16 protein-coding genes are annotated in these 23,531 nt (G+C 69.5%); 11 read left to right on the forward strand and 5 right to left on the reverse strand.

Going from position 1 to position 23,531, the window contains the following annotated elements; translation table 11 throughout:
- Both ACZ6N8_RS18830 and ACZ6N8_RS18835 read left to right on the forward strand, forming a co-directional pair.
- The gene (locus ACZ6N8_RS18830; protein WP_466011469.1) at window positions 1-1,416 is read left to right on the forward strand and encodes a hypothetical protein; all 1,416 of its coding nucleotides are present in this window, start codon (window positions 1-3) and stop codon (window positions 1,414-1,416) included.
- A 44-nt stretch (window positions 1,417-1,460) separates the two neighbouring features.
- Window positions 1,461-2,156, forward strand: a complete 696-nt coding sequence (locus tag ACZ6N8_RS18835) for a thioesterase II family protein (protein WP_466011772.1) — start codon at window positions 1,461-1,463, stop codon at window positions 2,154-2,156.
- Window positions 2,157-2,198: 42 nt separating this feature from the next.
- Here ACZ6N8_RS18835 and ACZ6N8_RS18840 read toward each other — a convergent pair whose 3' ends face one another.
- Together ACZ6N8_RS18840 and ACZ6N8_RS18845 are read right to left on the reverse strand one after the other, a co-directional pair.
- Window positions 2,199-3,752: a condensation domain-containing protein gene (locus tag ACZ6N8_RS18840; protein ID WP_466011471.1), complete on the reverse strand. Its 1,554-nt coding sequence runs from the start codon at window positions 3,750-3,752 to the stop codon at window positions 2,199-2,201.
- Window positions 3,753-3,889: 137 nt separating this feature from the next.
- Window positions 3,890-4,954, reverse strand: a complete 1,065-nt coding sequence (locus ACZ6N8_RS18845; protein WP_466011473.1) for a hypothetical protein — start codon at window positions 4,952-4,954, stop codon at window positions 3,890-3,892.
- 323 nt (window positions 4,955-5,277) lie between these two features.
- Between ACZ6N8_RS18845 and ACZ6N8_RS18850 the strand changes: the two genes are divergently transcribed.
- The 9 genes from ACZ6N8_RS18850 to ACZ6N8_RS18890 all read left to right on the forward strand — a co-directional run bounded on the left by ACZ6N8_RS18850 (window position 5,278) and on the right by ACZ6N8_RS18890 (window position 19,583).
- Complete coding sequence (locus tag ACZ6N8_RS18850; protein WP_466011774.1) at window positions 5,278-5,520, forward strand: phosphopantetheine-binding protein; 243 nt, start codon at window positions 5,278-5,280, stop codon at window positions 5,518-5,520.
- A 119-nt stretch (window positions 5,521-5,639) separates the two neighbouring features.
- Window positions 5,640-7,004 (forward strand): MFS transporter, encoded by a 1,365-nt coding sequence (locus tag ACZ6N8_RS18855; RefSeq protein WP_466011475.1) that lies wholly within the window; start codon window positions 5,640-5,642, stop codon window positions 7,002-7,004.
- A 43-nt stretch (window positions 7,005-7,047) separates the two neighbouring features.
- The gene (locus ACZ6N8_RS18860) at window positions 7,048-8,610 is read left to right on the forward strand and encodes an amino acid adenylation domain-containing protein (RefSeq protein WP_466011476.1); all 1,563 of its coding nucleotides are present in this window, start codon (window positions 7,048-7,050) and stop codon (window positions 8,608-8,610) included.
- Between the two features lie 96 nt (window positions 8,611-8,706).
- Window positions 8,707-10,266 (forward strand): AMP-binding protein, encoded by a 1,560-nt coding sequence (locus tag ACZ6N8_RS18865; protein ID WP_466011478.1) that lies wholly within the window; start codon window positions 8,707-8,709, stop codon window positions 10,264-10,266.
- A gap of 92 nt (window positions 10,267-10,358) precedes the next feature.
- Window positions 10,359-11,609 (forward strand): ATP-grasp domain-containing protein, encoded by a 1,251-nt coding sequence (locus ACZ6N8_RS18870; protein WP_466011479.1) that lies wholly within the window; start codon window positions 10,359-10,361, stop codon window positions 11,607-11,609.
- Window positions 11,610-11,620: 11 nt separating this feature from the next.
- Window positions 11,621-12,364, forward strand: coding sequence for a thioesterase II family protein (locus ACZ6N8_RS18875; RefSeq protein WP_466011481.1), 744 nt, complete (start codon window positions 11,621-11,623; stop codon window positions 12,362-12,364).
- A 782-nt stretch (window positions 12,365-13,146) separates the two neighbouring features.
- On the forward strand, window positions 13,147-15,102 hold the full coding sequence (locus tag ACZ6N8_RS18880) for an amino acid adenylation domain-containing protein (protein ID WP_466011483.1): 1,956 nt from the start codon (window positions 13,147-13,149) through the stop codon (window positions 15,100-15,102).
- Entirely contained in the window at window positions 15,099-16,331 is a 1,233-nt protein-coding gene (locus tag ACZ6N8_RS18885; RefSeq protein WP_466011485.1) for a cytochrome P450, read from the forward strand. The genes ACZ6N8_RS18880 and ACZ6N8_RS18885 overlap by 4 nt, the downstream gene beginning before the upstream one ends.
- A gap of 33 nt (window positions 16,332-16,364) precedes the next feature.
- A complete protein-coding gene (locus ACZ6N8_RS18890) occupies window positions 16,365-19,583 on the forward strand; it encodes an amino acid adenylation domain-containing protein (protein WP_466011486.1) in 3,219 nt (1,072 codons plus the stop codon).
- Here the strand turns inward: ACZ6N8_RS18890 and ACZ6N8_RS18895 are convergent.
- The 3 genes from ACZ6N8_RS18895 to ACZ6N8_RS18905 all read right to left on the reverse strand — a co-directional run bounded on the left by ACZ6N8_RS18895 (window position 19,566) and on the right by ACZ6N8_RS18905 (window position 23,504).
- A complete protein-coding gene (locus tag ACZ6N8_RS18895) occupies window positions 19,566-20,426 on the reverse strand; it encodes a hypothetical protein (protein WP_466011488.1) in 861 nt (286 codons plus the stop codon). The genes ACZ6N8_RS18890 and ACZ6N8_RS18895 overlap by 18 nt on opposite strands.
- A 49-nt stretch (window positions 20,427-20,475) precedes the next feature.
- Entirely contained in the window at window positions 20,476-22,176 is a 1,701-nt protein-coding gene (locus ACZ6N8_RS18900) for a carbamoyltransferase N-terminal domain-containing protein (RefSeq protein WP_466011490.1), read from the reverse strand.
- 89 nt (window positions 22,177-22,265) lie between these two features.
- Window positions 22,266-23,504 carry a hypothetical protein gene (locus ACZ6N8_RS18905; protein ID WP_466011491.1) on the reverse strand — a complete coding sequence of 413 codons (1,239 nt, stop codon included), beginning with the start codon at window positions 23,502-23,504 and terminating at the stop codon, window positions 22,266-22,268.
- Window positions 23,505-23,531: the final 27 nt, after the last annotated feature.

Genomic DNA, 23,531 nt, shown 5'->3' on the forward strand with positions numbered 1-23,531 from the left:
ATGCGCATCATCGAATGGCCGACGCTCCCGACCAGTGAACTCGTCGCCACACATAGTGCACAGGGCGTGACCTATCGGGAGGGCTCGTTCAGCGGACTGGTCTCCCCTTCCTCCCTTGTGGTTGACCGCGCTACCGTCGCCCGTGCGCAAGACGCCGCCCGGGCACTCTGGTCGTGGATGGAGACGTGCCAGAAGCTCTACCAGCAACTGCTCACCGGGAACGCCGACGACCCACTGCTTGCGGCCCTGGAGTGGCGCCTGCCAGACCAGGTACGCCGGTGGCAGCGCCATCCAGCGGTGCTTGCTCAACTCCCGCTGAGCGGCCGTATCGACGCGGTGACCCTGGACCCGCGGGTACAGGCCGCCGAGATGCAGTGGAAGGGCGGTGGCGAGGGCTTCCTGGCGGGCACGGAGCGGGTGCAGCGAGTGGTCGGGCCCGAGCTGCCGGGCTGCACCCCGACCGCCTCGATGCTCGACGGGTGGGTCCGGCACTTTCGGTCCCACGATGTCTCGTTCGTGGTCAATATCGGCCGGGCGGCCTGGCGGAGCAGCAACATGGTGCTCGAGCGGGCGCTCGCTGCGGCCGGGATCGACCTGTGGCTGATCCCGCCCGCCGACCTGGCCTCCGGCTTGCGGGTACGGGATGGCCGGGTCGAGGCCGACTACCAGGGCACGTGGCGCAGGGTCGACCTCATCTGGGGCGACCGGCTCACGGACAGCCTCGACGAGGAAACCGCCGAGGCGGTCTTCCGATCGTGGGCGGACGGCGGAGTGCAGGTGGATCCGCCGCCCAGCTTCATTTACGAGCAGAAGAGCACCATGGCGTTGCCCTTCAGCCGAGAGTTCCAGGGGTTGTTCACCGATCAGGTGCGGAACGTGCTGATTCCGAGCGCACTCATCAGCGCCGGGCCACCGGACCTGGACGCCGTCGCGGAGGCCCTCGGCCCGTCCGGAGCTCCCTTGCGAGAGCTGCGCGACTGGCCAAACCTGGTGGACCTGCCCCGTTCGGTGCGTGAGCGGTTGGTGCTCAAGTGTGCCTCGCACTCGCCGGCAATGGGCAGCCGCGGCCGAGGCGTGCTCCAGTTGGGCGGGTCGCGTAGCGCGGCCGCCCGCACCTGGGCGACAGTTTGGCAGCGGGTATCCCGTGACGGTGAGCCGTGGATCGTGCAGCCCTACGTCTCGCAGAAGCACGTGGCCCCTCTCGCTCATCCGGACGACCCGGCCGAGGTGCACCGGATTGATGTCCACACCAGGTTCGTGGTGTTCTGCGGTGCGGACAATGAGGGACCCGGCGTACTAGGGATGGTCGGCAACATCAGTCCTTACTGGAAGGTAGCCGGCAAGGACGCCGGTCGCGACGCGGCCGGACGGATCACCGGAAGCGCCTTTGTGGACCTTCGGGTGGCCGACAGTTGAGCGGGCTACTGCGGCAGCTCGCTGGGCCCACCGGCGCGGAGCGGGTGGACCGGGCGGTCTTCTGTCTTCCGTTCGCGGGCGGGCCTGCCTCCGCATACCGTCCGATGGCTGCGCACTTGCCTGCGGGTGCCCAACTCTGGTCAGCCCAACTGCCGGGGAGGCAGGATCGGCTGGAAGAACCGGTGCTGACCAGTTTCCGCCAGACCGTCGGCATCCTGACGGACGAGGTACAGCGAGTGGGCGCGCGGCGGTTCGTCCTCTTTGGGCACAGCCTCGGCGCCGTCATGGCTCTCGAGGTGGCCCGGGAGCTTCGGCGACGTGATGCAAGAGGCCCCGAGGTGCTGGCGGTCTCCGGGGCGTCCGCTCCGCACCTGCGCCAACACCCCTCGTCGCGTCCCATCGACCCGGAGGACTCCCGTGATCTGGCAGAACTGGGCGGCATTCCGGAGCCCCTGCGCGCCAAGCCCGCAATACTGGCCCTGATCCTGCCAGCGCTGCGCGCGGATCTGCGGCTGGCCGCCGACTACTCGTACTCCCCGGAACCGGCCCTCGACCTTACGGTCGTCGCGTTCGGCGGAGCCGACGACCCGTTCGTGCCGCAGGAGACGATCGAGCCCTGGACGGCGCTCGGCACCCGCCCCGGCCACTGCGTCCTGCTCCCCGGTGGCCACTTCTACCTCTGGTCGTCCCTTGGCGCGATGGCGGCCGTCGTGCGCCAGGGCTGCCGCACCAGGGCGTGATCTCCCCGCTGCCGGCGGCCGTACCGGCAGCGGGGAGGCGGCTCAGCCCTCGGCGGAGGCCAGTGCCAACGCGTCCAGTTCCTCGCCGAATCGGCGCAGCATCCGTTCGGCGACGTCGTCACTGAACCGGTCCTGCTCCCACCGGAACATGCCAGCGAGGGTGTCCCGCTCTTCGGTCAACCACATCTGGGTACAGGTCGGCGGCTGCAACCAGTCGTAGGTGATCGGGGTAACCACCGCGCCGGGGATCGGCAGCGCCTCGTCGTCGGCGGAGTTGAGCGCGAAGTAGAGCATCGGACTCGCCCGCCGATGCTGGCTGTGCCCAGGCCAGAGCTTGTCCTGCAGGATGTTGTGCGGTACCACGCTCAGCTCGGCGGTGTCGGCGACCGCCGTATGAACCCGCCGCGCCGACTCGATGTGGTCGGCGCCGGTCAGGTCGATTCGCAGGAGCAACCGGTGCGAGACCGGACCCACCACCTTGCTCTCGTCACGCCGCCGGTTGGCGATGGAGGTCTGGCACACCAACCAGGACCGGCCTGCTTCCGCACAGGCAACCCGGGCGAACGCCGCGAGAGTGGTGGCGTAGAGGGTCACTCCGGCGGCTCTGCTGGCCGCGCGCAGCGCCGCGGTCCGCTCCGCTGAGATTCGGAATTCGAGGTGACCCGCGGCCGAGGTCGGAACATCGGCCCGGTAGCCGGGCAGCGGGGTCTCCAGCACGGCAGGGTCGGTGCCGAGGAGGTTGCGCCATCTGGCCACCAGCGCGTCCAACGTCTCGGGGACGAGGTGCTGGCGCTGACGATCGGACCATTCGCCGAATGACATGGCCGGCTGTGGCAGCCGCCAGTCGGGATCCTCCGCTTTGGCGTAGGCCTCGCCGAGCTGCTCGAAGATCACTTGCATCGACCACCCGTCGGTGACCAGGTGGCTGAGTTCGAGCAGCACCACGTGTTCGGTATCGGTGTGGCGGCGGACGAAGACCCGCAGCAGCGGCGCCATCGCATGGTCCAACTGGCCGAGCCGGCCGCGGATCCACTCGACGTCATCACCCGGCTCGTCAGAGGCCTCGTGCACCTCGATCGGTACCCGCGCCCGCTGTGACACCACCCGGCGCAGGATCCCGGCCTCCTCGTCGAGAACGAACGCGGTGCGTAGGCCGTCGTGCGCGGCGACCACCGCGTCCACGGCGGTCCGTAGGCGGTCCACCTCCAGCGGGCCGCGGACCCGGAAGGCCGACGAGGTCATCGGCAGGTCGCCGCCGGTCCGAATCGCCGCCAGATACCAGGACTCCTGGTTGAACGAGGCACGGCCGTCAGTCGTCGTCGGAGCGGGAGGAACTTGCTCGCCATCCGCGGGGCGGGCGCGTGTCGGGGCGGCTGCCACAGCGGTGACGAATTCGTCGAAGGTGGCCGCCTGGTACATCAGCGCGAGCGAGGGTTCCCAGCCAAAGGCGTCACCGATCCGGCCGAGCACCTCCATGGCCTGCAGCGACGAACCCCCGACGTCGAAGAAACCGAGATCCGGCGGTACGTCGTCGAGCCGGAGCACGTCGGCCAGGATGGCGCGGACGGTCTGCTCACGTGCCTGCGCGTCGCTCATGTCGTGTCGATCCCCCGTGCCGAGATGGTGTCGTCGATGTGGCTTGCCGCCACGGGCCGCGTGTCGAGCATTGCGCCCTTGGAAGTTGATCAATTTATGTCATGATCGAATGACTAGTGTCAGGATGGGCGTCCCAGTTACGGCGTTGACCGGAGGCCGACGGCCCACACCGGCTCGATGCGGGCGCCCCGGAGCGCCTTCGGCTGGATCGAGTCGAGTCCCAACGCGAGCCGGTCACAGCCGTGGCGGAGGGCGTACCGCATCGGGGCATGCACCAGAAGTTCGGTGTACAGGAGGTGGCGGTTGGGAGTGTCGTCGACCAGGCCGAGTTCATTGACCTCGACAGTGCCCCCGAAACGGCCCACGAAGACGGCGCCCAGGAGTGCGCCGTCCGGCCCGCGCCGGATCATCGCCAGCGTCTCGTCGGCGTCGCTGTCGGTCCACTCGCGCAGACGGATCGCCGCCATCCGAGGGTGGTCCAGCGTCCCGTGTCGCTGCTTGACCGCGGCGACTAGCGCGGCCGCCTCCGCGCAAATCTCCGTCGCGGGTCGCTCCTCGGCGTGGATGCCGCAGGCGGCGAGCTGCTCCCACTCTCGGCGGACCCGGTAGCGGGTCTTCTTCGACAGGCCGGACAGGTAGGCCTCCAGACTGCCGCCGGTCAGGTCCACCACGGCGTCGTCACTCACCCGCGAGGTCCGCGCCTGGTCACCCAGAGCGGCCTGGAAGGAGGGCAGTTCGGCATCGCGTACATACAGCGCGATCGGCCGCCCGCCCTCGCGCAGAACCTCCGCGTAGGCTGCGGCGACCAGTGCACGCCGGACCTCGTCGCGGTCTCGAATGGGCATCCCGGCACTCAGGGTCGCGCCGCTGACGAGGTCCTTGAAGCCGCCGACGTACCACCAGGGCGCCGACGACCCGTCCAGCTGGGCGACCAGTTCTGGGGCGATGGCCGCCGGATCGTAGAAGGCGGCCGACGAGACCGTCGACCGGTTGCGCTGCACCGGCATCAAGCCCAGCACCGCACCGTCACGGCGGGCTACCGCCCACCGTGTCTCCCATCGCCGGTCACGAGCGGCCGCCAGCAGCCGACGCGGGGACTGCGCGAGGCCGGCGGCCTCCCAGCCACTGGGGAACAGGTGAGCGTCGGACACCGACGGATCATCGATGGTCACCGTGACGGCGGCCGTGCGGAAAGTGTCCACAGTCAATCCACCAACTCCTCGCTCAGGCCTTTGGGCAGACGGAGTACCAGCCCGGCAGGCCGTGCGGTGCGCCACCCGGGCGCGTGTCGGATCCGTGCCGCACGGGGCCCGATACCGGCTGATGATGTCACAACTCTCCCTCGTGGAGGGGCCGGCGAAGGAACCAAGATCGATGGGTTGTCGGCCTTTCGGCTAGCCGCTATGGTCATCCGGTCGGTCGTGGATGCACTGGCCGGTCAGCCGGCCACAGCGTGGCGACCAACCGCGAGGACGAGCCAACGGGGGCCTAGAAAGTGAGTAATATCGATCACGTCGCGCGGGTCGTGACGGACGAGTGGTGCGCCGCACTGAAGATGGACAGGGCAGAGCCCGAGGACGACTTCTTCATGCTCGGTGGCAACTCGCTGCTGGCGGTCTCGCTCATCGAACGCGTGGAACAGCGGCTGGGCATCGAGTTTCCGGTCGAGGCGCTCTTCGTCGACGGCACTGTCGCCGCGGTGACCGAGGCCTGCGCCGCCGCCGTGAACGCGTCCGGCTCAGCAGTGCTCCACCCGTCCGTCTCCTGACGCCCGTCGGCGCCGACGGCGCCCGCGACCTCATCACCGATCCGACGTAGCCCCGTCGTGTCCGGGGCCGTGTGTTCGCGCACCTGGCCCCGGGATTTCCGTGTGGGCGAAGGAGCCCGATGAAGACTGACAAGGCGGAACGCCGTCGTCTCAACCGTGAGCTGCTGCGGCAGCGCGACTTTCGTTTCCAGTTCGCCGCCCAGGCGACCTCCGTCACCGGCAGCCTGCTGAGCCCGGTGGCACTGGCACTGGGTGTGCTCACCGTCACTGACGACGTGACCGCACTGGGCCTCGTACTCGGCGCCTACACGGTGCCGCTGGTGCTGTTCGTGCTCGTGGGAGGGGTCTGGGCCGATCGGCTGCCCCGGCACCGGGTGATGCTCGCCACCGACCTGGTGCGCGCCGTCGTGCAGACGCTCATGGGTGTCCTGTTCTTCGCTGGCGAACCGCAGGTCTGGCAGTTGATGGCACTCCAAGCGATCTCCGGTACCGCGACCGCGTTCTATCATCCGGCGTCCACCGGACTGACGGCGGTGACGGTGCCGCCGCGCCTACTGCAGCCGGCCAACGCGCTGCTGTCCATGACGCGCAGCGTCTCCGGCAGTCTCGGGCCGCTGATCGCCGGCGTGCTGGTGGTCACCACCGGGCCGGGGTGGGCCTTCGTCGTCGACGGTGCCACCTTTGTCGGCAGTGCCCTGCTCCTACTCCAGATCAGGATTCCACCGAAGGCCCGGCAGGCCGATGCCGAGCCCTTCCTGCAGGAGTTGCGCGAAGGCTTCCAGGACGTGGTCAAGCGCTCGTGGATCTGGAGCAGCGTGGCCGCGTTCGCGGTCGGCAACCTGGTGATGGCCGCGCTGTTGGTACTCGGCCCGGCGCTGACGCTCAAGGACGGCGGCGCCATCCAGTGGGCGATCATTGTGGCGGTGCTCAACGTCGGTCAGGTGCTGGGAAACATGCTGGCCCTCTTCTACGAGCCTCAGCGGCCTATCCTTGCCGGCCGAGTCGCCGAACTGGCCCAGATCCTCCTGCTCGTGGCGATCGCTGCCCGGGCACCCATCTGGGTCACTGTCGTCGCCGCGATCATCAGCGGCGTCGGCGTCACCTTCCCCGACGCGCTCTGGTACACGGCGCTGCAACGGTACCTGCCAGAGCGGACGATCTCGCGGGTGTCGTCGTACGACTGGCTCGGCTCGTTGGCGCTGCGCCCGATCGCCTTCGCCGCCGCCGGTGCCGTCGGGGCGAGGGTCGGTATGCGGGAGGTTCTCGTGGGGGGAGCTGTCGCTCTGCTCGTCACCCGGCTGCTCTGCATGCTGCCGAGACAGGTACGCGAGTTGGGTGCGGTGAGCCACCTGGAGGCCGGGACCAACGCGGTCAAGCAGGTGCCGGCCGATTCCACCGAGGAGGGGCACGTGCCGATCGAGAGCGATCAGGGACTGGTCGACGCGAAGAGCGCGCCAGTAGAGAAGCCCTCGGCACGTCGCTAGGCACCCGCGACTGAGCCCGGCATCAGCGGAGGTAGGGGAGACGATGACGGCAGGCAGACCGCGGACGGCGCGGGTCACCGTGCTGCGAGGCGAGATGCGGGCACTGGCGGCGGACTCGGTGGTCGAGTTGATCCGCCGGGTGGCCCGACGCCGCCCCGACCTGGTCGCGGTGCAGGCGGGCGGGGAGCTGTGGACCTTCGCGGAACTTTGGGACCGCGCCGAGGCGGTCGCCGCAGCACTTCACGACGGCGGGGTGGCACCGGCCGACCGGGTCGGCATCTGGGCCGACCGCACTCCGCGCAGCATCGCCGCGATGTTGGGGGTCATGGCGCACCGGGCCGCTTACGTGCCGGTCGACCCGGCGTACCCGGCGGGCCGGGTCCGGTCCATCCTCGACGCGGCGGACCTGGCGGTGATGCTCCACGACTCGGCGGCATCGACGCCCGGCCCACCCCCGGGTACGCCGCACCTCGACGTGGCGTCACTGCCCGTTTCCGCGCCCGGTCGGCCGGTGGACATCGGCCCGAGGGGGGAGGACGTCGCCTATGTCATCTTCACCTCCGGCTCCACCGGCCGGCCCAAGGGCGTACTCATCGAGCATCGTTCCCTTGCCAACTACGCCCAGTGGTGCGCCGCAGCCGTCGGTGACGCGGGTCATGGCACCCCGCTCTTCGGCAGCCTCGGGTTCGACCACTCGCTCACCTCGCTCTGGCCCACGCTGGCGCGCGGTCACCGCGTGGTGGTGGCCGGCGGCGTGTGGGACCAGGACACGTTGTTCGCCAACCCGTCCGGCCGCCACACCTTCATCAAGGTGACCCCCTCTCACCTGCGCTTCTTCGAGCGCACCGGAAGCCCTTCCTATCGGGACGGCATGCACCTGCTGATGAGCGGCGGGGAGGCGCTGGAGACCGCGCTGCTCGCAGGGCTGGGCGACCGGCTCACCGGCCTGCGGATGATCAATCACTACGGTCCGACCGAGACCACCATCGGCTGCGTCTACCACGAGTTCGACCCCGGTCGTCTCCCGGCGCTGCCAAGCGTCCCGATCGGGCGGGCGATCTGGAACACTCGCGCCTACCTGGTCGACTCGGACCTGCGGCCCGTTTCGCCCGGGCAGCCGGCCGAGCTGGTCGTCGCCGGGCACGGGGTGGCGGCCGGCTACCTCGGACCGGCCGCCACGGGGGAACGGTTCATCGATGAGGCGGAGTTGGGTGGCCCCCCCGGTCGGGCGTACCGCACCGGCGACCTGGTCGAGCTGCTTCCCGACGGCAACCTGTTGTACCTGGGTCGGGGCGACGACCAGGTGAAGCTCAGCGGCTACCGGATCGAGCTCGGTGAGCTGCGGCGGCACGCGCTGGCCGTCGACGGGGTGAGCGAAGCCGCGTTCGAGGTGGTGTCCCCAGGAGACTCGGTGGAGGCATTCGTCGTGGGGGTCACCGACAACGCGGACCCGGCGGCCCTGGCGGCGGCGGTTCGGCGGGAACTGGCCGCGGCGCTTCCGCCACCGGCGGTTCCTCGCCTGGTGCACGTCGTGCCGGAACTCCTGCTCAACGCCCACGGCAAGGTCGACGTCGTCGCGACCCGGCGTGCGCTATCCCGGCTCTGAGCCACACCGTTCATGCGGCCCGGTGCACGGGCTCCGTGTGCGGGTCGCCCGGCTGGCGGCTCCGATCGTCCTACCGTTTCTGAAAGGAGGCGGCACGTGTCCGCCCCACGACCGTCCGACTCTCCCACCCCCTACCAGCGCTTCGCGTCGACCGCGTCGGCGCACCCGGATGAACCGGCGATCGACGACGGCGAGCAGTGCCTGTCGTACCGGGACCTCGAGGCGCTGGTCCGCGTCGCCGCCGGACACCTCTCCACACTCGGCCTTCCGGCGCGTAGTCGGATCGCTCTGGTGGGGCACCGGCACCTCGCCACATACGTGTGCTACCTCGCGATCATGCGGTCCGGGCACGTCGTGGTACCCCTCGGGCCGGACAACCCCGTGGCGTTCCAGGAGACGGTGGTGCGACTCGCCGACGTGCGCGCGGTGGTGCTGGACGACAGCGTCGACCTGCCGCTGAGTGGTGCACTCACCGACCGGCGAACACCTGTGGTGAACGCGACGAAGTGCCTCATTCCCGTCGACGTGACCCCGCCGTCCGTCGTGGCTGCGCCCAGCGACCTTGCTTACATCCTGTTCACTTCGGGGTCAACGGGGCGTCCGAAGGGAGTGCCGATCAGCAACGGCAACGCGGCCGCCTATCTTGACCGGGTCGTGCCCCACAGCGGACTCGGTCCCGGAGCGCGGATGTCGCAGACCTTCGCGCTGACCTTCGACCCGTCGTTCTTCGACCTCTTCGGCGCCTGGTCGACCGGTGCCACGCTGGTGGTCCCGCGGGGCCGCGAGCTGTTGGCACCGGCCAGCTACGTCAACGCGCGGGCGTTGACCCACTGGTACTCCGTCCCGTCCTTGATCGCCTACGCGCGGCGGATCGGCAACCTGCGCCCGGGGGCGATGCCGACGCTGCGGCGCAGCATGTTCATCGGGGAGCCGTTGCCGGTCGAGCTGGCCGAGGCGTGGAAGCGCGCGGCACCCGGAAGCGCACTGGTCAACGTTTACGGGCCTACCGAACTCACCGTCAGTTGTGCGGAGTACCAGCTCCCGGACGACCCGCGGGACTGGCCGCTCACCCACAACGGCAGTGTCCCAATCGGCCAGATGTATCCCGGACTCGACTGGTTGCTGCGCGATCCGGAGGGCCGGGGCGCGCACGAGGGGGAGTTGTGCGTACGCGGCCCGCAGCGTTTCGGTGGATACCTCGACCCGGCTGACGACGACGGCCGGTTCGTCCGACGCTCCGGCGAATGGACCACCGTCGTCACCGACGGGACGCCGGACATCGATGACTGGTACCGCACCGGTGACCAGGTTCGGCTCCGGGACGGCGCTCTGATCCACCTGGGCCGGGTCGACCGGCAGGTCAAGGTGAGTGGGCACCGGATCGAGCTCGGTCATGTCGAGGCGGTGTTGCGCCGACACCCGGCGATCGACGAGGCGGCGGTGCTCGCCGTACCGAATGATCTGGGCGCGCTGGAGCTGCGCGCAGCTGCGTGTGGGGACGAGGCGGCAGCCGACGACCTGCCTGCGTTCCTGCGTGCGGCAATGCCGACGTACATGGCGCCGACGGTGCTGCGGTGGCTTCCCGAGCTGCCGCTCAATCGCAGTGGCAAAGTCGATTACGTGGCACTGCGGTCTGTGCTGCGGGACGGGCGGTGACGGTGACAGGAGGCAGTCCGGCGGCGGGAGTACGGCAACCTGACCTTCCCCGTGTAGGTGTTCTGCATGCCCCGTTCGGTGCGGCGTCGCTGATGGACATCCGGCGCGCGGCCGCCGGTCTCTGCCGGCCGGTCATTATCCTCACCGAGCAGGTCGCCGAGCGGGAGCCGCACCTGGTGGCACTCGGCCGACGCGTCTTCGAACTGGTGGTGACCCCCGCCGACAGGTTGGTCGACGTCGTACGTGGCTTGGACCTGGAGGGCCTGACGACCTTCCACGACGCCTGTCTCGACCTCGTTGACGAAACGGTGGCCCGGGCGGGGCTGCCAGGTCCGGCCCGGGTTTTCTCCCGTTGGGATAAATGGGAGCAACGGCGAGTACTGACCGAGGCCGGCCTGACCCGGGTCCGGGCGTGGCCGGTCGACAGCGAGGCGGCGTTCACCGCTGCGGTGCAAGCCTCGTCCGGTCCGTGGGTGCTCAAGCCGCGGCGCGGCGTCGGTGGTGGCGGCGTCGCCTTCGTGACCACCGGCGCCGATGTGAGCTTCCAGCGAATCAATCGGTCAACGTGGCGAGGACTGCTGTTGGAGACCCGGTTGCCCGACGGCCGGCATCCTGCTCGGGCCGAAGGGCTCGCCGACTTCGTCTCGGTGGAGACCCTCAATGGCGGCTCCGGACGCCAGCACCTGGCAGTCTTCGACAAGTCGCCGGTCAGTGTCACACCACGGGCTGGCCTGGACGGCGCTGACGGGGTCGCGGTGACCGGCGATCTCACCCCGTCCCGACTACCCGCACCGATACTTCACGAGGTGTGCCGGTACGTCGATGACTGTCTGACAGCGTTGGACGTGCGGTGGCGGGTCACCCACACCGAGGTGAAACTGACCTCGGATGGCCCGGACATCATCGAGATCAACGGGCGGGTCGGCGGACATCTCAACCGCCTGCTCCGTCTCGTCGGCGGCCCGGATCTGGTCGCTGTGGCGCTCAGTCTCGCGATGAGCCGCGAGCCGGAGCCCACTGTCGGGCAGCGGAAGGGTTACGCGATGGGCATGTTCCCCCCGTTCCCCGACCGTCGCGGCGACGTCCGCTCCCAGGTGACTGCCACCGATTTGCGGGCCCTGCCGGGAGTGGTGGGCGTGGACGAGATCGCTTCCGCCGGCCATCCCCGCAGCGAGACGGGCTACCGGATGGCCAATGTGACGCTCTGGGCACCGACTCCGGGTGAGTTGGACGCCGCCGCAGAGGCCACCGCCGCCGGTATCCGTCAGCTCTTCGCCGCCGACGCGACGGATTATGCAGGCGTTCCGTACGACGGCCTACCGCCCGCCACCCCCGTCACCTAAGGATTCGCCCGATGAAGACTGCGGACGCCAGCACGCCCTACGTGCGCTTCGGCACCGAGGAGGAGGCCGCCATCGACCTTGTCTGTCTGCCCTGGATCGGCGCGGGCGCCTCGCCCTTCCACTCATGGAGGGGATGGCTGCCGGCGGAGGTCGGTATCATTGCCGTCCGGCTGCCTGGCCGCGAAAGGCGACTGGGTCAAACGCCAGTCGATCGGGTCGAGACGGCGGTTGCCGAGTTGGCCGAGGGATGGACAGTCCCGGCCGACCGACCCTATGTGCTGTTCGGGCACTGCCTGGGTGCCCTGCTGGCCTTTGAACTGAGCCGGGAACTGCGCCGTCGTGGCCTCCCCGCTCCAGCCCGGCTGATCGCCCTCGGCAGCCCCGCTCCCCGAGAGTTCGTTGCCAATCGACAGTTGAGCGACATCGCGGAGGACCTGCGGGTGCAGGAGGAGATCCTGACCAACCCGAGGGTGTTCCACATGCTGCGACCGGCGATCGAGGCCGACCTCATGCTCGGGCGGGGCTATGTCTATCAGCCGGCGGCACTGCTGGAAGTGCCGATCACCCTTATCGATGCCGACTCCGCCCGGCTGCCGGAGCGGTCCGTCTCGGCTTGGCGGCAGGAGACGACGGGCAAGGTGTCCGTCCTGACCGCGGTCCAAGATCGGCCCTTCCCGGACGGCGAGTGGCGGAGGCTCGCGGACGCTGTCGTCGGCGAACTGCCGTCGCCGGACGGTGGCAGCGCGCTCCGCTGAGGTCCGTGTCGGGACGTGCACCGATCCCAACGCGAGGCGGTGCCGCGGGACGACGGTGGCGAGGTCACCCTCGCCCTCGTCGTCGTCCGGCTGCACCGCCGCGACCGACACTGTCCGACCACGGGTTGCCCGTCCAGCACCCCACGATCGGGGGCGCGGCGGCCGCTCACCATATCGGGAGAAATGGGGAACGCGCCTGGTGGTTCCGGGGCTCTGCGGGTGACTGGTTTGGTATCGAACGGCCACGACGAGGGTGGCGGCCAGTGGCGGCGTTCGATATCGTGGGTACGGCCGTGATCACCGAAGCGGGTGTGCTTATGTGCGGCGATTTTTGAGCGTTCGGCGCGGGGGTGGCGATGGGATCAGTTGCTGGCGCACGCATGGAACCAGATCTGACGAGACGTTCTTCTGTGGCAGGTCATCATCATGGTGATTGGTCGGAAAATTGCCAAGCGCTGAATCACCACACCGTGAAGAACGCTCGCTCGTGGTGCGAGTGTGGTGTCGTCGGCCGGTCCTCTCGCTGATGCACGAGGCAAAGCCGAGTGGTCGGCGCGCGGACGTCGAGACGCACCGGATGTCGCTGAAAATCCATCTCACTTCTGCTTCCGCCGAAGACCAGCCGATCCCCTGATCGGATTCGGTGCTGTTGACCCCACCCCGGAATGTTGTGGTGATGCTGTTGTCGCGCCGAATCTCGACATCGGCACTCCGCAGGCGCGACAGCCGGCGGGAATGGTGCCCCGAATTGCTGCATGAATTGTCCGATACGGAAGCTCTGCATGGGGGAAAATGTGGTTGAGGACTTCATGGTGGTGCGGAACGACCATGAGCAGTGTGGTGTGTGGCCCGCCGCGTCTCCGCTGCCGCCGGGCTGGACGGGCGTCGGCGAGGCGGGGCCATGGGAGTCCTGCGCGCAGGCGGTCGCCGCATCGTGGCCGGACCCGACCGCCGTCGGGCTGGCAGTTGCCGCCGACGACGGAAATCTCGTCGACCTTGTCCGACGAGCCATCGCCGTGGATCCTCACCTGCCGGCTGTCTCGGCCGGCGACGAGCGCCTGACCTACGGTGAACTGGACAGCCGTTCCAGCAGCCTCGCTCGGGAGTTGCGAGGCCGAGGCGTACGGTCCGGGGACCGGGTCGCCTTCCACTTCCCCAGGGGGGTCGACACGTTCGTCGCGATGCTCGGCATCCTCAAGGCGGGTGCCGCCTACGTCGCGATCGACCCCCGGCTGCCCGACGGCCGGCGGGATCTGATGTTGAAGGTGAGCGCCGCCCGGGGCGTGCTGGTCCCGCCCGACTGGCGCGAGAGCCTGGCGGAGTGCGGCACCGAGATCTGGGCCTGGCCGGGCGAGAACGACGCGGGCCAAAGCGCCGACGACTGGAGCCGAGGTGGAGACAACCCCGCCTGCGTGCTGTTCACCTCCGGCTCGTCGGGGACCCCGAAGGCCGTGGTCCTGACCCATCGGAACATCTCGTCGTTCGCGTGCAACGGCGCCTTGCCGGCATTGGCGCCGGGGGACCGGGTCGGCCAGGTCTCGAGCGTCTCGTTCGACGCGTTCCACTTCGAGGCCTGGTGCAGTCTGGCGAGCCGCGCCGAGGTCACCGTCCTGCCCACAATGCCGGAACTCCTGGCCATGGACATCCAGCGTGAGCTCCGTCGTCGGCGGGTCACCGCGATGCTCGTGCCCACCATGGCGCTGAACCAGATCATGCGCGAGGATCGTGAGGCGTTCTCGCCGCTTCGCCTCCTCTACACGGGCGGCGACGTCATCCTGCCGGCCGCCTGCGCGGAACTGCTGGGCAGTTCGTTCAGTGGTCGCTTCTTCAACCTCTACGGGCCCACCGAGGCCACCACCGCGTGCACCTTCCACGAGGTGACGAGGGAGGCGGCCGGGGCGTCGAACGTGCCGATCGGTCGTCCGCTCGACGGGGTGGACGTCCATGTCCTGGACGACACGCTGTCCCCGGTCCCACCCGGCGCCACCGGCGAGTTGTACGTGGCCGGTGCCGGCGTCGCGCGAGGCTACCTGGGCGCGCCCACGCTGACTGTCAGCCGTTTCCGACCCGACCCGTTCGGTGCGCCAGGCACCCTGATGTACGCCACGGGTGACCTGGTCCGCCAGCGTGACGACGGCGTGCTGGAGTTCCTCGGCCGGGCCGACGACGAGGTGAAGATCCGGGGATACCGGGTCGCGCCCGGAGAGGTGGAGCGGTGCCTCACCCGTTCACCTCAGGTCCGCGAGGCAGCGGTGACCGTGGTCGGTGAGGGCGAGGACCGGCAGCTCGTGGCGGTCGTGGTGGGCGGTGACCGGTTCGATCTCGCCGGCCTGCGCAAGTGGGCGGGAGAAGAGATTCCGGACTATCTGGTGCCGTCGCTGTTCATCGTCGTCGCGCAGGTTCCCGCGAACGACCACGGTAAGCGTGACTGGGCTGCCATCAACGAGTTGGCCGAGAGCTACCGGATGCGGCGGCAGGAGCACGTCCCGGTGTCGACCTTCGAGGAGCGCTACCTCGCTGAGCTGTGGGAGGACATGCTCTCCGTGGAGTACGTGGGCGTCAACGACGACTTCTTCGACCTGGGTGGTCACTCCCTTCTGGCCTTTCGCATGCAACGGCGGATCCGTCGCGAACTCGGCGTACAGGTCGAGTTCGCGGCAATTCTGAACTCGAGCCGCCTGGGTGACCTGGCGTCCACCCTCTCGCTGCTGCGAGCCGACGGTGAGGAGCCGCGATGACCGCGATCGCGAATCTCGATCTGACCGATGTCGAGACGTTCGTGCGGGGTGAGCACCACGATCTGCTCGCCACTCTGCGGGCACACGATCCGGTGCACTGGAACCCCACCGGCGACGACTCGGGCTTCTGGGCACTAACCAAATACGACGATGTGGTCCAGGCGTACCGCGACCATGCCAGCTTCAGCTCCGCCCGCGGTGCCATCATGGGCGGCTCCTACCGCAGCGAGGCCGACAGCTCCTCAGGCCGGATGCTGGTGGCCAGCGACCTTCCCCGGCACCGCATGATCAAGCACCAGATGCTTCCCGCCTTCTCCACGGAGATGGTCAGACGCGCTCGGCGGCAGATCGCCAGCCACCTTGATCTCGCCTTCGAGACGATGCGGGCCAACGGGGGTTGCGACTTCGCCACCGACATCGCCACCGAACTCCCTGCCGGCGCGGTGGTGGCGATCCTCAACGTGGGTAGGGAGGAGGCACACGAACTGGTGCGGCTGACCCGGATGATGATCGGCTTCCGGGACCCGTCGCTGATCGGCCCCGAGCGGGCAACGCAGTTCGACGACGAGCGTGCCCTGCTCGCCTGCATCCAGAGTGAGATCTTCGACTACTTCGAGGACCTCATCCGCCTACGCCGGCGTCAACCCGGAGACGACCTGGTGTCCATGCTGCTCCGGTCGGACATGAACGGACGTCCCATGCCGGAGGAGGACATCCTCTACAACTGTATGAACTTCGCGGTCGGTGGGAACGAGACCTCCTCGTACAGCGCGTCCGCCGGGGTCGAGGCTCTCATCGAGCATCCCGACCAGTACGAGCTGCTGCTCGACAGGCCGGGCCTGCTCCCTTCCGCCGTCGAGGAGATCCTGCGCTGGAGTTCCACCGCGTGTTACGTGCAGCGGGTGGCGACACGGGATCTCGACATGCGCGGCGTACGGATCAGGGCTGGAGACGCCGTCACGTTGTGGAACGTGTCGGCGAACCGGGACGAGGAGCAGTTCAGGGACCCGATGAGGTTCGACGTCCAGCGCTCGCCGAACCGACACCTCACCTTCGGTGGCGGCATTCACCGCTGCGTCGGCGCCCCGGTGGGCCTGGCCGAACTGGGGGAGGTCTTCGGTCGACTCGTGCAGGGAAGGATCAGGCTTGCTGTCAGCGGCGAGCCCAGGCGGCTGCGCTCGAACTTCATCCTGGGTATCACCAGCATGCCCGTCGAGATCGTTTCCTAGTTCACCGAGGTGAGGGCGAAGGGGAGCCAGGACATGGGGGACGCCGGCGCGGGCGGGTCGAGCGCGCAGCCATATGCTCGCGGCGAGCTGATCCACGATCTGTTCAGTGAGTGTGCCAGTCGGTCGCCGCATTCCACTGCCGTGGTCCACGGCAACCGGCGGATGTCCTACGGTGAGCTGGAGACCGCGGCCCAGCGGTACTCTGCGTTTCTGGCGGACGCCGGCGTTGGTCCGGGGCACCTCGTCCCGGTGATCCTGCCGCGGTCCATCCCCCTGGTGGTCGCGTTCCTCGGGATCCTGAAACGCGGAGCCGCCTACGCCGCCCTGGACGGCAGATGGCCCGTCGAGCGGCTGAACGAGCTGATCCGGGCCCTCGGCGCGCCGTCGGTCGTCACCGACGTCGTCGCCGACCTTGCCGCACGGCGCCTGGCACCGCCGGATCTGGCGGTGAGCGGTGCGGCGGCGGACAGCATCCGTCGAGCCGTCGCGCCGGATGCCCCGGCCGTCGCCGGCGACAGCCCCGCCTCCGTCTTCTTCACCTCCGGCAGCACCGGCCGCCCGAAGGCGGCACTGTCCCCGCACCGCGGTACGGTCCGGTTGTTCCAGGACTGCCCCTTCGCCACCTTCACCGAGCAGACCGTCATGCCACTGGCCGCGGCGCTGCCATGGGACGCCCTGACACTCGAACTGTGGGGCGTGCTGCTCAACGGTGGGTGTTCCGTGGTGGTGGACGAGCCGTTCCTCCTGCCTGCGACGTTGCGCCAGATCGTGAGCAGGAACGGCGTGAACACGGTGTGGCTCACGTCCTCGTTGTTCAACATGTTCGTCGACGAGGACATCGACGCCTTCACCGGCCTCGATGAGGTTCTCGTCGGCGGGGAGCGGGTCTCCGCCGCGCACATCGCCCGCGCTCTGCGCCGTCACCCCCGGTTGGCCGTCGTACACGGCTACGGCCCTGTGGAGAGCACGGTGTTCGCCTCGACTCACCGGGTCACCCTGGCCGACTGCGACCGACCGGACGGGATACCGCTCGGGGCACCAGTCCCGAACACCGGCCTGTACGTCTGGAACGGCACCGGTCTCAGCGTTCCGGGTGAGGTGGGTGAACTGCTCATCACCGGCGACGGCCTCGCCTGCGGATATCTCGGGGCGGCGGAACAGACGGCGAAGCAGTTCCCCACCCTGTGGCTCGACGGCCGTGAGCAGCGCGCGTACCGCACGGGTGACCTGGTGCACTGGTCGGCGCAGGGAACCCTGCACTTCGACGGTCGTGCGGACCGGCAGGTCAAGGTCCGGGGTCACCGCATCGAGCCGGCTGAGATCGAGCAGGCCATGGCGATGTTTCCCGGAGTGAGCGAGTGCGTGGCGGTGCCGGTGCCAGGGGGCACTGGCGGATTCAGCCGAATGGTGCTGGCCTACACGACGAGGTCCGGGGATCCTGCCCAGGAGGTGGACGTCCTCGATCGTCTTCGGTCCCGCCTACCGGCACATCTCGTCCCGGACGCTGCCGTGTTCCTGCCACAGTGGCCGCTGACCGGCAACGGGAAACTCGACGTCGGTGCGGTGTTGCGGGCCCTCGCCGACCGGCAGGCCGACTGCGCCGTCGGGGGACACGACGGTGGCGGAAACGGCTACCTGGTCGACCTGGTCCAGGAGACCATGGCCGCCGTCCTCGATGTGCCCGGCGTGCCGCTCGACGCCGACTTCTTCTCGCTGGGCGGAACCTCGCTGCAGCTGGGTGCGGTGTGCACCCGGCTGGCGACCGCGCTCGGCGTTCCGGTCCCCATCGCCGAGGCCGTCCGGCGGCTCACCGCGCGCCAGCTCGCCGGCTGGCTCGGGGAGTCGAGGACGATCGAGCAGCGGGATCCGCGGCAGGCCGCTGAGGACCGTCCAGGCGTCGCGGTGCTGACCAGCATGCAGGAGTCGTTCTGGTTGCGGCAGGCCACGGCGCCGGACGACGTCACGGGTCTGTGCCCGCTGGCCTGGTGGATCGATGGGCCGGTCGACGAGCGGGCACTGACCGCGGCGCTGCACGACGTCCACAGGCGTCACGAGGCGCTGCGTGGCTGCTACGGGCCCGACGACCGGCACGACGACGACCGGCCGGTGGCGGTCCCGATGCCTGCGACCTGCGCCCCGGAGTTCCACCACCTCACCGCCGCCAGCGAACAGGAGGGCAGCGAGCGGCTGCACGAGGCGCTCATCCGGCCGCTCGACATCGAGGCCGGTGAGGTCTGGCGGTCCGCGCTGGTCCGCATCCACGGGGAACGCAGGGCGCTGTTGGGCATCGCCGTCCACCACATCGCGTTCGACGGCTGGTCCGAGCACGTACTCGTCGGTGATCTCTCGTCTGCGTACGCCGCTCGGCTGGCTGGCGTGCCTCCGGTCTTCGGCTCGACCCCGCGGACGCTCGACGAGACGTCGGGCCTGCTGCGACAGGCGAACAGCGGCAGGGACCTGTCCGCCGCACGTCGGTACTGGCGGGAACTGTTGACCGGCATACCCGAACTTCGGCTGCCGCTGCCGGCGCCTGATCCGGCGACGACGACGGCGACGTCCCGACGAAGGGTGATCCGGGCGGGGAGCGGGAGGTTCCGGCTCGACGCCGCCGATCTGGCAGTGGTCGACCGGTTGGCCCGGGAGCACCGGGTCACCCGCTTCACGGTCCTGCTCGCTGCCTACGCCGCCGCCCTGCAGGCCGTGACCGGGCAGGCCGACTTCGGTCTGGGCGTGCCGGTGAGCCGCCGCGACGGCACGGTGCTTGCGGATACGATCGGGTGCCTGATCGACGTGGTGTGCCTGCGGGTGCGGCCGGTCCGTGGAGGATGGCGAACGCTGATCGAGCACGCCCGGGACAGCCTCCGGGATGCTCTCGCGATGCAGGGGGTCTCGTTCCCCGAGGTGGTGCGGCTCGTGAACCCCCGCCGGACGCTGCGCGATCCGCTCTACCAGGTCATGCTGGCGTACCAGGACAGCCCGCGCCTGCCCCTGCAGCTGTCCGGGTGCGACACGGGACGGTTCGGACTGACCCCGGCACACGCCACATCGGAGCTGGTCACCGAGCTGTGGCCGCAACCCGACGGTGCCATGACCGTCGACATGACCTACCAGCGCGATCTCGTCGCGGACCACGTCGCCGCGGACGTCATGCGGGCCCTGGTAGACATCATCCGGAACGGTCCCGTCGGCTCCGGTGAGCTGTCGGCCGCCACTCCCGGGTCGGCCCGACCGATGTCAAGCGGCCTGTCGTAGCCGATCGATGACGGCCCGGCGGGTCGCCGGACAGGTGGCCAGCTCAGGACGCGGAACGTCGATCGGCACGAGATCGACCTGGAACCAGGCGCCCCCGCGTGGGTGGTCACGGGAGACGACGTGTACGTCGTCCGCACGGGGCGCCCCGGGCAGGGTCGCCGCCGCCGTCAGGTGGGTCAACCAGCAGGTGTGCCGACCGACCACCTGGTCGGCCACCGTCAGCACCTCCTCCGGTTCGCCGTCGAGTTCCAGCACCTCGACGGCGAGCCTGCGCAGGGTGGCCTCCATCTCCTTCATCAGCCCGCTCGGGTTCTCGGCCAGGCCGTCCTCCGTCACAACGGGACGACGGGCGTCCACGGCGCGACCGCCGAGCTGCCGGACCGCGTTGCCGTAGGCGGTGCGCACCGCCTCGGCCGATCCCGGTGCGCCGTCGAAGACCATGACCAGGGGAGCGGGATCCTGCTCGATCCGGCTCGCCAGCGTCAGCCCGATGGGGGCGGCGAGGCAGTACGCCAGCACCGCGGACACCCGCCCCTCACCCTGGAGGCGTCCGACCAGCTCGTCTACGTGCGCGCGTCCCTCGGGCGCTGTCGGAAGGGACTCGGCGAGAAGGTAACGGACCGTGAAGCCGGCCTCCTCCAGCCGCAGATCGGAGAGTTTGGCCTCCTCGCGTCGACCCGGGAAGTCCAGGACGACGACGAGGCGACCGTCGTCGCGCCCTACTGTCGGGCCGTCCGTCGCCGAGGCGACGGCCAGCTCGGGCTCGCGGGGCCCAGCGGACCGGCCACCGGGTCCGTCGTGCCGGCCGGTGTCGCGGTCACCTGCTGACGGGGGCGGATTCACGGTGCACCTCCAGTTGTCGCTTCCGCCGGATCGGGTCCCACCCGTCCGCCTACCGCCCCGCCTCGACTGTGCCGTTCAGGGTCGGGTCCGGGTTGGTGTAGAGCAGCCCGTCCGCCCAGACGTAGCGGGTCAGACCCCAGCTCGCGGCGCTGGCCACGTCGGGGAAGAAGCCGTGTCCGTTGAGGTTGGCGCTGGTGTTGCAGAGCACCGGTATCCCGCTCAGCCGCTCGTACTCGGCGAGGACCGCGCCGGTCGGGCTCTTCATGCCGGGATCGATGGTCTGCAGCCGGGCCGTGCCGTCCAGGTGCACGATGGCAGGAATCCGCTCCGCCCACCCGGGGCGCAACGTGTGCTCGAAGAGCATGAAGCGGTCCGGGGTCCCGGGGTCGAAGACCTCGGCTGCCCGGGAGGTCAGGCAGATCGGCGCGACCGGACGGTACTCGGCGCGATCCTTGACGAGGTTGAGGCGCGCCTTCATGGCAGGGTCCGCCGCGGGCGCGAGGATGCTCCGGTTGCCGAGCGCCCTCGGCCCCAACTCGGCCCGGCCGGAGAGCACGACGATCGGTTCGCCCTCGGTGTGCAGGATCTCCGCCACCCGGCGTTCGTCGCAGCGCTCGACCGCCCAGCCAGCCGGCACGGCGGAGCCCAGGCGTGGCCCGCTGTAGACATCCCAGTCGAGCGCGAGGTCACCGCCGCGAGCGAACATCTCGCAGGCCGCGGTGCCGATGGCGGCACCGGCGTCGTTGGGGAACGGGGGGATCCAGACGTCCCGGAAGAGGTTCGTGCTCCGCAGCGCGCTGTTCCACTTGATGTTCAGGGCGCAGCCGCCGCCGAGGGCCAGGTTGAGACGGGAGCCGGGGAATCGGCGGCGTACCACTGTGGTGAGGGCGTGCAGCAACCTGCGCCCGAGATAGTCCTGGAACGAGGCGATCAGATCAGCGTTGGACAGGCCGGGCAGGACCTCCTCGCGGTTCGCCACCACTTTCTCCCCCAGGCCGTGGGCGTTGTCGATCGAGACCGCGGGGAAGTCGGCGAGGACGGAGTCGAAGACGTCGAATGCCGCCTCGTGCACGGTGCCGAGGGCGGCGTACGCCATCGCCTTGCCGGCGATCGACAGGTGCCTGCGGATCCGCTCCTCGCGACCGACGTCGCCGGTGTCGACCTGGAAGGGTTCGAGGTGGGAACAGAAGTCGGCGAAGGCGTTGCCGGAGAGCGGTAGCAGCGCGGACACCGGGCGCACCGACCGCGCCCCCGCGTCGACGTGGTACAGCCGAGGCGTCATTCCCCCGTCCCAGACCAGGACGAGCGCGTCCTCACCACGCGCGGCGAACGGGCTGGAACAGTACGCCCCGATGAGGTGGTTGCTGGCGTGGTGGTAGCTCGCGTAACCGGTCCCGGGCGCGCCGAAGTCGTACGCCGAGAAGCTGTGGCGGTGCAGCGGGTCCCGGACCGTCGGGCCGTCCAGGTACGGCGCGACCGGGAGGGTGAAAGGCACCCCGCCGTCGCTGGTCAGCACACTCGACTCGTTCTCGGTGCCGCCCGTCCACCACCCGTCGACGACGAACTGGTCGATGTCGGTGAGGTCGAGGCCTTCGGCGGCGAGCAGCTCGCCGACCCGTTGAAGATCACCCAGCGTGCTGTACCGCAGCCCGTTGTCGAGCTTCTCCATCTCGATGCTGAACAGCAACCGGTTGCCGTCGATGACCGCCACGCCGCCATCATGCGAAGCCTTGATCCCGCAAACCAGCATGGGTCACGCCTTTCGTCCGAGGGGATCGGCCCGCCCGGGCCACCTCCGTGAGGGGAGGCGCTACCGGGCGGGCGACGGGTGGAAGCAGGTCAGTCGCGCAGCCCGAGCTGCTGGTACAGCGGCACCATCCCGGCCGTGGGTGAGTCCAGGAGGACGTGGACCTCGGTGAGGGCCAGGTCGATGTGGAACGGCGTGAAGCCGCCGAGACCCAGACCGATGTGGATGCCGGGCCACCGCTCGTTCGGGTGGAAGTTGGACCGCAGCCGGTTCGCGCAGCCGGGATGGGTACCGAACCCGAACTCGTGGATCTTGCGGTACAGGGGCTCTGCGGTGACCAGGGCCTCGAACGTGTCGCGCAGCCTCCGCGCCTCGGGCACCGGGCTGGTGAAGTCGTGGATGTACCCGTTGCGTACGTGCGCCACCACCGGCAGGTCCTCCATCGGCGCGAGCCGCCGATAGGTGTCGGCGGTGTGCTCGGCGCTCACGCTGCGGTCGCCGCGGTGGATGATGGGCGATCCCTTGAAGACGATCTCGCCGTCGATCGGCAGGCGGCTGGCGGGGTCGTACGCGCCCGAGCCGTCCGCGAGCGTCGACAGCTCCCCGGTCGGGAGCACCGTCTGGTCGCCGAAACGCAGGGGACCGTGCAGTGAGAACCAGTGTTCCGTCTCCTGGTGCCGGAACACGCACCGGGCCTCAAGGGACGGCGTGGTGAGCACCAGCGCTTCGGCATCCTCCACCATCGAGAGGAACCTGCTCTCGACCGCCAGCTCCGACTCGTAATCGGTGGCGGTGATGATCTGGAGGTACCGGCTCAGGGACTCAGGCGTGAACCCGGAGGAGAAGTACGAGATCGCTCCCAGCTTGAAGGTCTCCGCGTCCTCGTCCATCAGGTGCTCGAACTCGTCCTCGGCGATCCACAGCAGGGAGGCGGTGCGGCCCTGCGCGCGCCAGTCACGAAGCTGTTCCAGAAGCTCGGCCCGGGTGTCCGGTCCGTGCCACGTCAGTTCGTGCAGTGGCTGCGGGATGTCCGCGACCAGCCGGATGCTGCTGCGTACCGACGCGGACGTGATCAGCAGGAAGGCGTCGCCGAAATCCCCGTCGTACAGGGGGAGCAGACGGGACAGCCGCAGATTGACCTTCCCGTCGGCGTTCACCGCGTTGTCGACGTACTGCTCGGCTGCCAGCGTCGGCAGGGCGTCGAGCAGTTCGGCGGGCGAACAGCTCGACTCGTCTGTCGTACACATCGGGCCGTCCGGGCCGACAGCGAGCTCGCGGGGGTCCACCCGCAAGCACGGACAGTTGCCTCGGGAAACCTGGATCTTGCTCATGACTTCTCCTCGGTCAGCGGCGATAGG

It is taken from the genome of Micromonospora sp. NPDC047521, assembly GCF_055587305.1.

Coding starts and splice junctions, on each gene's coding strand:
- ACZ6N8_RS18855 (WP_466011475.1), top strand. CDS start 5,640: ATGAAGACTGACAAGGCGGAACGCCGTCGTCTCAACCGTGAGCTGCTG.
- ACZ6N8_RS18905 (WP_466011491.1), bottom strand. CDS start 23,504: ATGAGCAAGATCCAGGTTTCCCGAGGCAACTGTCCGTGCTTGCGGGTG.
- ACZ6N8_RS18880 (WP_466011483.1), top strand. CDS start 13,147: ATGGGGGAAAATGTGGTTGAGGACTTCATGGTGGTGCGGAACGACCAT.
- ACZ6N8_RS18885 (WP_466011485.1), top strand. CDS start 15,099: ATGACCGCGATCGCGAATCTCGATCTGACCGATGTCGAGACGTTCGTG.
- ACZ6N8_RS18900 (WP_466011490.1), bottom strand. CDS start 22,176: ATGCTGGTTTGCGGGATCAAGGCTTCGCATGATGGCGGCGTGGCGGTC.
- ACZ6N8_RS18870 (WP_466011479.1), top strand. CDS start 10,359: ATGGACATCCGGCGCGCGGCCGCCGGTCTCTGCCGGCCGGTCATTATC.
- ACZ6N8_RS18875 (WP_466011481.1), top strand. CDS start 11,621: ATGAAGACTGCGGACGCCAGCACGCCCTACGTGCGCTTCGGCACCGAG.
- ACZ6N8_RS18840 (WP_466011471.1), bottom strand. CDS start 3,752: ATGAGCGACGCGCAGGCACGTGAGCAGACCGTCCGCGCCATCCTGGCC.
- ACZ6N8_RS18860 (WP_466011476.1), top strand. CDS start 7,048: ATGACGGCAGGCAGACCGCGGACGGCGCGGGTCACCGTGCTGCGAGGC.
- ACZ6N8_RS18890 (WP_466011486.1), top strand. CDS start 16,365: ATGGGGGACGCCGGCGCGGGCGGGTCGAGCGCGCAGCCATATGCTCGC.
- ACZ6N8_RS18830 (WP_466011469.1), top strand. CDS start 1: ATGCGCATCATCGAATGGCCGACGCTCCCGACCAGTGAACTCGTCGCC.